At 73.0% G+C, this 7,219-nt stretch carries 7 protein-coding genes; 5 read left to right on the top strand and 2 right to left on the bottom strand.

Translation table 11 applies throughout. The features are described from left to right. The first annotated feature begins 51 nt into the window (after positions 1-51). Positions 52-471: a hypothetical protein gene (locus tag H3C53_02845; GenBank protein MBW7915615.1), complete on the top strand. Its 420-nt coding sequence runs from the start codon at positions 52-54 to the stop codon at positions 469-471. Between the two features lie 6 nt (positions 472-477). On the opposite strand, the gene H3C53_02840 is transcribed toward H3C53_02845, so the two are convergent. Continuing rightward, a complete protein-coding gene (locus H3C53_02840; protein MBW7915614.1) occupies positions 478-1,326 on the bottom strand; it encodes an SDR family oxidoreductase in 849 nt (282 codons plus the stop codon). An 81-nt stretch (positions 1,327-1,407) separates the two neighbouring features. On the opposite strand from H3C53_02840, the gene H3C53_02835 reads away from it, so the two are divergent. Next, on the top strand, positions 1,408-2,544 hold the full coding sequence (locus H3C53_02835; GenBank protein MBW7915613.1) for a SpoIID/LytB domain-containing protein: 1,137 nt from the start codon (positions 1,408-1,410) through the stop codon (positions 2,542-2,544). A gap of 28 nt (positions 2,545-2,572) precedes the next feature. Here H3C53_02835 and H3C53_02830 read toward each other — a convergent pair whose 3' ends face one another. Next, the gene (locus tag H3C53_02830; protein MBW7915612.1) at positions 2,573-2,806 is read right to left on the bottom strand and encodes a metal-sensitive transcriptional regulator; all 234 of its coding nucleotides are present in this window, start codon (positions 2,804-2,806) and stop codon (positions 2,573-2,575) included. A 152-nt stretch (positions 2,807-2,958) separates the two neighbouring features. Here H3C53_02830 and H3C53_02825 point away from each other — a divergent pair, with 152 nt between their 5' ends. The 3 genes from H3C53_02825 (at position 2,959) to mfd (ending at position 7,169) form a co-directional block, all read left to right on the top strand. After that, positions 2,959-3,159, top strand: coding sequence for a hypothetical protein (locus H3C53_02825; protein ID MBW7915611.1), 201 nt, complete (start codon positions 2,959-2,961; stop codon positions 3,157-3,159). Between the two features lie 50 nt (positions 3,160-3,209). Beyond that, complete coding sequence (locus tag H3C53_02820; GenBank protein MBW7915610.1) at positions 3,210-3,995, top strand: rRNA small subunit methyltransferase 1; 786 nt, start codon at positions 3,210-3,212, stop codon at positions 3,993-3,995. A 150-nt stretch (positions 3,996-4,145) separates the two neighbouring features. Beyond that, on the top strand, positions 4,146-7,169 hold the full coding sequence (gene mfd / locus H3C53_02815) for a transcription-repair coupling factor (GenBank protein MBW7915609.1): 3,024 nt from the start codon (positions 4,146-4,148) through the stop codon (positions 7,167-7,169). Positions 7,170-7,219 lie beyond the last annotated feature (50 nt).

Genomic DNA, 7,219 nt, shown 5'->3' with positions numbered 1-7,219 from the left:
ACTGCGGGATGCTCCACTCGCCTCTCGCCGCGCGCCCGGTATACTCCCCGCATGCGTGGCTTCCTCACCTTCCTGGTGATCCTCGCCATCGTCTTCTTCGCCGTGGGCGAGACGCGCGGGTGGTACCTCGGCATCCCCGGCCAGACCCCGGTCTTCGTCTACAAGAAGGACTTCACCGCCACCACGTCGCGCCGCACGCTCCAGCGCACGGACATGCCCGTGCGCTTCACCGGCGACGTGAAGGCCGGCAGCGTCACCGTGGAGGTGCGCTACCAGCGCCCCAGCAGCTTCCAGACGGGCGCCGCGGCCGGCAGCGAGACCAAGCTGTTCGAGGCCACCTACGGCGCCGGGCAGCGCGCCGCGCTCGACCGCGTGTTCGAGGGCGGCAGCGGCGAGTACACGGTCGTCATGCGCTACCAGGGCGCCACGGGCCTGTTCACGTTGAAGGTGCCGGGCGGGACCGACCTGTAGGCCGCGTCACTCCTTGCGCCGCGCGGCCGCGAGCGCGTCCCACTGCTCGGGCGTCACCGCGTCGAGCAGGTTGAACTCCCCGGCGTTGAAGGCGCTCTCCCCGCCGTCTATGTAGACCAGGTCGCCGGTCACGAACCCCGCCTCGTCGGACAGCAGGTAGCTCGCCAGGTTGGCCAGCTCCAGGTGGTCGCCCACGCGCCCGAGCGGGACGCGGCTCTCGAACAGCTCCTCGATCTCCTTCGTCGGCAGTAGCCGGCTCCAGGCACCCGGCGTCGGGAACGGCCCCGGTGCGATGGCGTTGAGCCGGATGCCGTACTTGCCCCACTCGCCTGCCAGTGAGCGGGTCAGCGCCACGACGCCCGCCTTCGCGACGGCGGACGGCACCACGTAGCCCGAGCCCCGCTCGGCGTAGGTGGCGGCGATCGAGAGGACGGACCCCCGCGACCCCGCCGCTATCCACCGCTTGCCCAGCTCGAGCGTCAGGTAGACGGTGCCGTGCAGCACGATCCCCAACACGGCGTCGAAGGCGCGGTGCGACAGGCGCTCGGTGGGGGAGATGAAGTTGCCCGCCGCGTTGTTGACGAGCGCGTCGACCTTGCCGAAGCGGGCGAAGGCGGCGTCGAGGGCGCGCGTCACCGCCTCTGGGTCGCGCACGTCGAGCTGGACGGGCAGGACGGCGCGTCCCGTCTCCGCCTCGAGCGCCGCGGCGCGCTCCTCGAGCAGCTCGAGCCTGCGACTGGCGATGACGGCGTGCGCGCCGAGGTCGAGGAAGCGGCGCGTCATGGCCAGGCCGAGGCCGCTGCCGCCGCCGGTCACGAAGACGACCTTGTCCTGCAACAGATCCGTTCTGAACATGCCCCATCGTGCCACGCCGCGACCCGGCTGTGGAGTATGTCGGACGCGGCCTCGAGCGGTGCGGGTCATACTTGGGCAGCCATGCCGCGTCGTCCTCGCCACCTGAAACCCCCGGCACACTTCCTCCTCTGCCTCGTCCTCGCGGTGGGTCCGGCGGCGCTGGCGCAGGCGTACGTCGCCGCGCCCACCCCGGTCCGCGTGCTGCTGGCCACCGCGCCCGAGGTCACCGTGATCGCGTCTGGACCCCACCGCGTGATCACGGCGGCGGGGCGCGCCACGACTCCCGCCGGGCTCGCCTGGCCGGTGACCGTGCGGGGCGGCGCGCTCGTCGTCGACGGGCACGATGTCGGCGCCAACCTCACGTTCGAGGCGGACGGAGGCACGCTCGAGGTGGCGGGGCGCCGCTACAGGGGCAGCATCCGCCTGAGCGCCGTCGGCGACCTTGTCGAGGTCGTCAACGTCCTCGACCTCGAGGCGTACCTGCGGGGCGTCGTGCCCGCCGAGATGGCCGCCTCCTGGCCGCTGGAGGCGTTGAAGGCGCAGGCGGTGGCGGCGCGCTCCTACACGCTTACCTCCCTCGACCCGACCGCGCGCTACGATCTCTGCGCCACGGACGAGTGCCAGGTCTACCGGGGAGTGGAGGCCGAACACCCCCGCACAGACGAGGCGATCGCCGCCACGGCGGGGGTGGTCGTGACCTACCAGGGGGAGGCGGCGAAGACCTACTACCATTCCGACTCGGGTGGGGCGGTGGCGTCGAGCCAGGAGGTCTGGGGCACGCGCATCCCGTACCTCGTCGCCTTCCAGGACGTGCAGACGTCGGGCCCGCACCGCGCCTGGACGGCGCGCCTCGACCCGCGCCTGGTCTCCGCCAGCCTCGCGGCCGCCGGCGTGGGCGTCGGCGCCGTGACCTCGCTGCGCGTCGTGCGCGTCAGCGAGTCGGGTCGGGTCGCGGCGCTCGAGGTGACGGGCAGCGGGGGGTCGCGCGTGTTGGAAGGGGTCCAGTTGAGGAGCCTCGCCCGCGGTTGGGGCCTGAAGTCGATGCGCTTCTCGGTGACCGGCGGGCTCGACCTGAAGGGCGCCGGTTGGGGTCACGGGGTCGGCATGAGCCAGTACGGGGCCCGCGCCCTGGCGCTGTCCGGCTACGACTACGGCCGGATCCTCGGCCACTACTACCCCACCACGGCCCTCACCCGCTTCGTGGCGGGCGGCCGCTAGGCGGGGACGCGCCCTCGCCCACGGGCGCTCAGCGCCGCGCGAGCCTGATCGTCGCGAGCAGCTCCCCCAGGTCCTGCTCCCCGCTGGCTAGCTCCGGCTCGCAGCGCGTCAGGTAGTTCTCGAGGAGTTCGTCCCCGGCGGCGTCCAGCGCCCGCTGCACCCCCACCAGCAGGGTCAGGACCTCCTTGCAGGCACGCTCCTCGTCGATCATCCGCTGCAGGCCGCGGACCTGTCCCTCGACTCGCTTGAGGCGGTTGAGGATCCTGCGCTTGGCGGCGGCGTCCGCCGCGGTCGTGACGGTCGACACGAACCCTCCCTTACCCCCGGGGAGTATCGTAGCGCTCCGCCGCCCCGCGGGCCGTCGTGGACGCCCGCTCGCACCTGGTAGCCTGGGCTGGTGACGAGGACGCTGCCGTGAACTACGCCGCCCTGCTTGGGGTCCTGGCGGCCGCCACCTTCACGCTGCCGCTGCTGGCGCGCCTGGCCGAGTCGCTCGGCCTGCCTCGCGGCGCGGGCGTGGCCGTCAGCCTCGTGGTCGCGGTCGCCGTGAGCCTCGGCTGGTACGCGCGCGCCCGGGCGGCCGCGCGCCGGCGCGCCGGCGGCAACGAGCCGTGAGCGCCACCCGCCTCGTCCTCGTGCCCACCCCGATAGGCAACCTGGCAGACATGACCCACCGCGCCGTCGCCGAGCTGCGCGGCGCCGACGTCGTGGCGGCCGAGGACACCCGCCGCAGCCGCGTGCTCCTCGACCACTACGGGGTGACCACCCGGCTCGAGCGCCTCGACGCCCACACCATAGCCGCGCGCGCCCCGGCCCTGCTCGAGGCGCACGCCCACGTCGCCTTCGTAACCGACGCCGGCAGCCCCGGCATCTCCGACCCGGGCGCGGAGCTGGTGCGCTTGGCGCTCGACATGGGCGCCACCGTCGAGGCCCTGCCCGGACCCACGGCGTTGGTGCCCGCCATCGTGCTCTCGGGGCTGCCGACGGCGCGCTTCACCTTCGAGGGGTTCCTGCCCCGGAAGGGGAGCGAGCGCGCCAGGCGCCTGGCCGGTATCGCCGCCTCGGGTGCCACGAGCGTGCTCTACGAGGCGCCGCAACGCCTGGCCGCCACGCTCGGCGACCTCGCGCGCGCCTGCGGACCCGGCCGGCCCGCCAGCGTCAGCCGGGAGCTGACGAAGCTCCACGAGGAGACGGTGCGCGGTCCGCTCGGCGAGGTCGCCGTGGCGTTCGCGGGCCGCGACGTGCGCGGCGAGATCGTGGTGGTGATCGGGCCGGCGCCGGAACCGCCCCCCGCCGCCGAGCAACGCCCCGCCGAGCTGGCCGAGGCACTGGCCGGGGCCGGCGTGCGCGGTAGGCTTCTGCAGAGCGCCCTCGTGGCCCTGGGAGTGCCCAGGAACGAGGCGTACCGTCTGGCGATCGCTGCCCCGGGTGCCGACTCCCCCAAGGAGTGAGGGCACCCGGGCGCGCGTCCGTGCCGCGCACGGGAAGGGTAGCCGTTGAGCCGATCCATCAAGGAACCACCGCCCGAGGAGCTGCGCGCCGCGCCGCCCGAGGTGGCCGCCGGCGGGCGCTACCTCGGGCTCCCGGCCGCCGCGCGCCTCATGGCGTTCGCGCGCCACGAGGGTGCCGCCGTGCTCGTGACGACCGCGGACCGCCTCCCCCTCTACCAGGACACCCACCTGTTCGGTGCGCCGCGGTCGGTCGACCCGGAGCTGGCCGACTGGCACGACCGCCGGGAGAAGGTCGTGCTCTCTCTCGGCCACGCCGTGACGCCCTTCCCCGAGGACCCGGAGCGCTACGCCGTCGAGCTCGTCAAGGGGGGCCGCTACCCGCGGGAGGAGCTGCTCGACCGGCTCATCGAGTACGGGTACACGCGGGACGCGGCACCCGGCTTCACCGTGCGCGGCGACACCATCACCCTCTACACCGAAGCGTTGGCGGGGGCCGAGGATGGGGCCCAGGATAGAGACGACGACGCGGACGACGCGCCGCTGCCCGAGGACCCGCCGGGGAGCGTGCGGCTCGAGTTCTTCGGCGACGAGCTCGACGCCCTGACGAGCGTAGGTGAGCCGCTCGAACGCCTCGTCCTCGCTCCGCGCCGCCTCGGCGACGCCCAGCGGGCCGGGTTCACGTCACGGCTGCTCGCGGCGCTACCCGGCGCCGTCTACCTGGACGCCCCCGAGCTCTACGCCGGCGACCTGTCAGGCGACGCCGCCGAGTGGCTGTGGAGCCACCTGGCGGCGCGCGCCGTCGTCTCCTTCGGGCGCGACCCGCTGGCGCTCGAGGAGCGCCGCGCCGACCTCGAGGCGCTGCCCTACTACCGCGGCAAGCTCAGCGACTTCACCAGCGACCTGCACATGTGGTTGCACGACGGTTACTCGGTGCAGCTCCTCCTCAAGTTCGAACGCTCCGGCCGTTACCTGCGGGAGCGCGTCATCGGGGAGTTCGAGTCGCACTGGCGCAACCGCGTCGAGCACCACCCCGGCCGCGTCACCCTGGCGCTGGCGGCGGCCGTCGGCGGCGGTTACAAGTCGGAGGCGCGCAAGGAGGTGGTCGTCACCGAGGAGCTCCTCTACGGCTACCAGGGGGGCCGCAAGGCCACCAAGCTGAGCGGCAAGCGGGTGCACGACGCCGCCCAGCTGACGGTGGGCGACTACCTCATCCACCCCGACCACGGCGTGGGCCGCTTCCTCGGACTGGAACCGCGCCAGGTGGTGGGCGTCGTGCGCGACTACCTGCGGCTGCAGTACGCGGGGGAGGGGAAGCTCTACCTGCCGGTCGAGCTCCTCCCGCTCCTCAGGCGCCACCCCGGCACCACGGACGACCCGCCGCGCCTCTCCACGCTCGGCACCAACGAGTGGGCCCGGGCTCGCGAGAAGGCCCGCGCCTCGGCCGAGGCGTTGGCCGCGGAGCTGATCAAGACCTACGCGAAGCGGCAGGTGAGCAAGGGGACGAGCTTCCCGCCGGTGCCGGAGTGGGACGTGCTCATCGAACGCAACTGCCCCTTCACCCTCACCCCGGACCAGCGCACGGCGGTCAAAGCAGTGCTGAGCGACATGGAGCGCGAGGTGCCCATGGAGCGCCTCGTGTCGGGCGACGTCGGCTTCGGCAAGACGGAGGTGGCCATCCGCGCGGCGCACCGCGCCGTCGGGAACTCGGCGCAGGTGGCCGTGCTGGTCCCCACCACGGTGCTGGCGCGGCAGCACTACGAGACGTTCCGGGAGCGGTTCGCGGGGCTGCCCGTGCGGGTCGAGAGCCTATCGCGCTTCACGAGCGACGCGCACGCGCGCGACATCCTCGCGGGCCTCAAGGACGGCAGCGTCGACGTGGTCGTGGGCACCCACCGGCTACTGAACGAGGCCATCGAGTACAAGGCGTTGGGGCTGTTGATCGTCGACGAGGAGCACCGCTTCGGGGTGGGGCAGAAGGAGCGGCTCAAGAGCCTGAGGGCCAACCTCGACGTCCTGTCGCTCTCCGCCACCCCCATACCGCGCACGCTCTACATGAGCCTCGTCGGCCTGCGCGACGTGTCGCAGATCATGACGCCGCCGCAGGGGCGCAAGCCGATCCAGACTGTGCTCCAACCCTACGACCCGCTCGTCGTGCGGGAGGCGGTGCTGTACGAGCTGGAACGCGGCGGCAAGGTCTTCTACATCCACGACCGCATCGGCTCCATCGGCCTGCGCGCGCGCACGCTCGGTCAGCTCGTGCCCGAGGCGCGCGTCGGGGTGGCGCACGGTCAGATGGGGGAGTCGGAGCTGGAGCAGATCATGCTCGGCTTCGAGGAGGGCGCCTACGACGTGCTCCTGTCGACCACCATCGTGGAGTCCGGGCTAGACATCGCCGGCGCGAACACGCTGGTCATCGAGCGCGCCGATCGCCTCGGGCTGGCGCAGCTCTACCAGCTGCGGGGCCGCGTGGGGCGGCGCGAGACGGAGGCGTGGGCGTACATGCTCTACCCGGGTCGGCTCACGGAGCAGGCGCAGCGGCGGCTATACGCCATCGCCGAGCTGAACGACCTCGGCTCGGGGCACCTGCTCGCGGAGAAGGACATGGAGATCAGGGGCGTCGGCAACCTGCTCGGCCCCGAGCAGCACGGCCACATAAGCGCCGTGTCGATAGAGGTGTACACGGAGATGCTGGCCGAGGAGGTCGCCAAGCTGAAGGGCGAGGCGCGGCGGGCGGAGGCGCCGCAGGTGACCGTCGACCTGAGCGTCGACGCGCGCCTGAGCCCCAGCTACGTGCAGGACGACGCGGTGCGCATCAACTACTACGGTCGCCTGGCGGAGGCCGAGGGCCTGGCCGAGGTGAACCGCACCGCGCGCGAGATGCGCGAGGCGTACGGGCCGTTCCCGAGCGAGGTGCGAGCCTTCATCGAGCTGACGCGCCTGCGGCTGCTGGCGGGCGCCAAGGGGGTGGCGACCATCAAGGAGCACATGACGGACGTGCAGGTGGCGTTCGCCGCCGACCTCGAGGGCCTCGACTACGACGCCAAGCGCCTCAAGGCGCTGCCGTTCCAGGTGGAGCCCACGCGCTACCCGCCCGGGTTCAGCGTCAAGCGCCGCGGCCTCAAGGACGTGGACGTGCCGGGGGCGCTGATGGAGCTCCTGTACCTGGTGGGGTGAGCGGCGCCGGTCCACTGGGCCGGGCGCCGGCACTGGGCCGGGCGCCGGCA

This window comes from Trueperaceae bacterium (genome assembly GCA_019454765.1).
GTDB lineage: Bacteria > Deinococcota > Deinococci > Deinococcales > Trueperaceae > JAAYYF01.
The sequence above is the reverse complement of the archived record's forward strand: the minus strand, read 5'-3'. Positions and strand labels throughout refer to the sequence as shown.

Coding starts and splice junctions, on each gene's coding strand:
- H3C53_02840 (MBW7915614.1), bottom strand. CDS start 1,326: ATGTTCAGAACGGATCTGTTGCAGGACAAGGTCGTCTTCGTGACCGGC.
- H3C53_02820 (MBW7915610.1), top strand. CDS start 3,210: ATGACCCACCGCGCCGTCGCCGAGCTGCGCGGCGCCGACGTCGTGGCG.
- H3C53_02835 (MBW7915613.1), top strand. CDS start 1,408: ATGCCGCGTCGTCCTCGCCACCTGAAACCCCCGGCACACTTCCTCCTC.
- mfd (MBW7915609.1), top strand. CDS start 4,146: ATGGCGTTCGCGCGCCACGAGGGTGCCGCCGTGCTCGTGACGACCGCG.
- H3C53_02845 (MBW7915615.1), top strand. CDS start 52: ATGCGTGGCTTCCTCACCTTCCTGGTGATCCTCGCCATCGTCTTCTTC.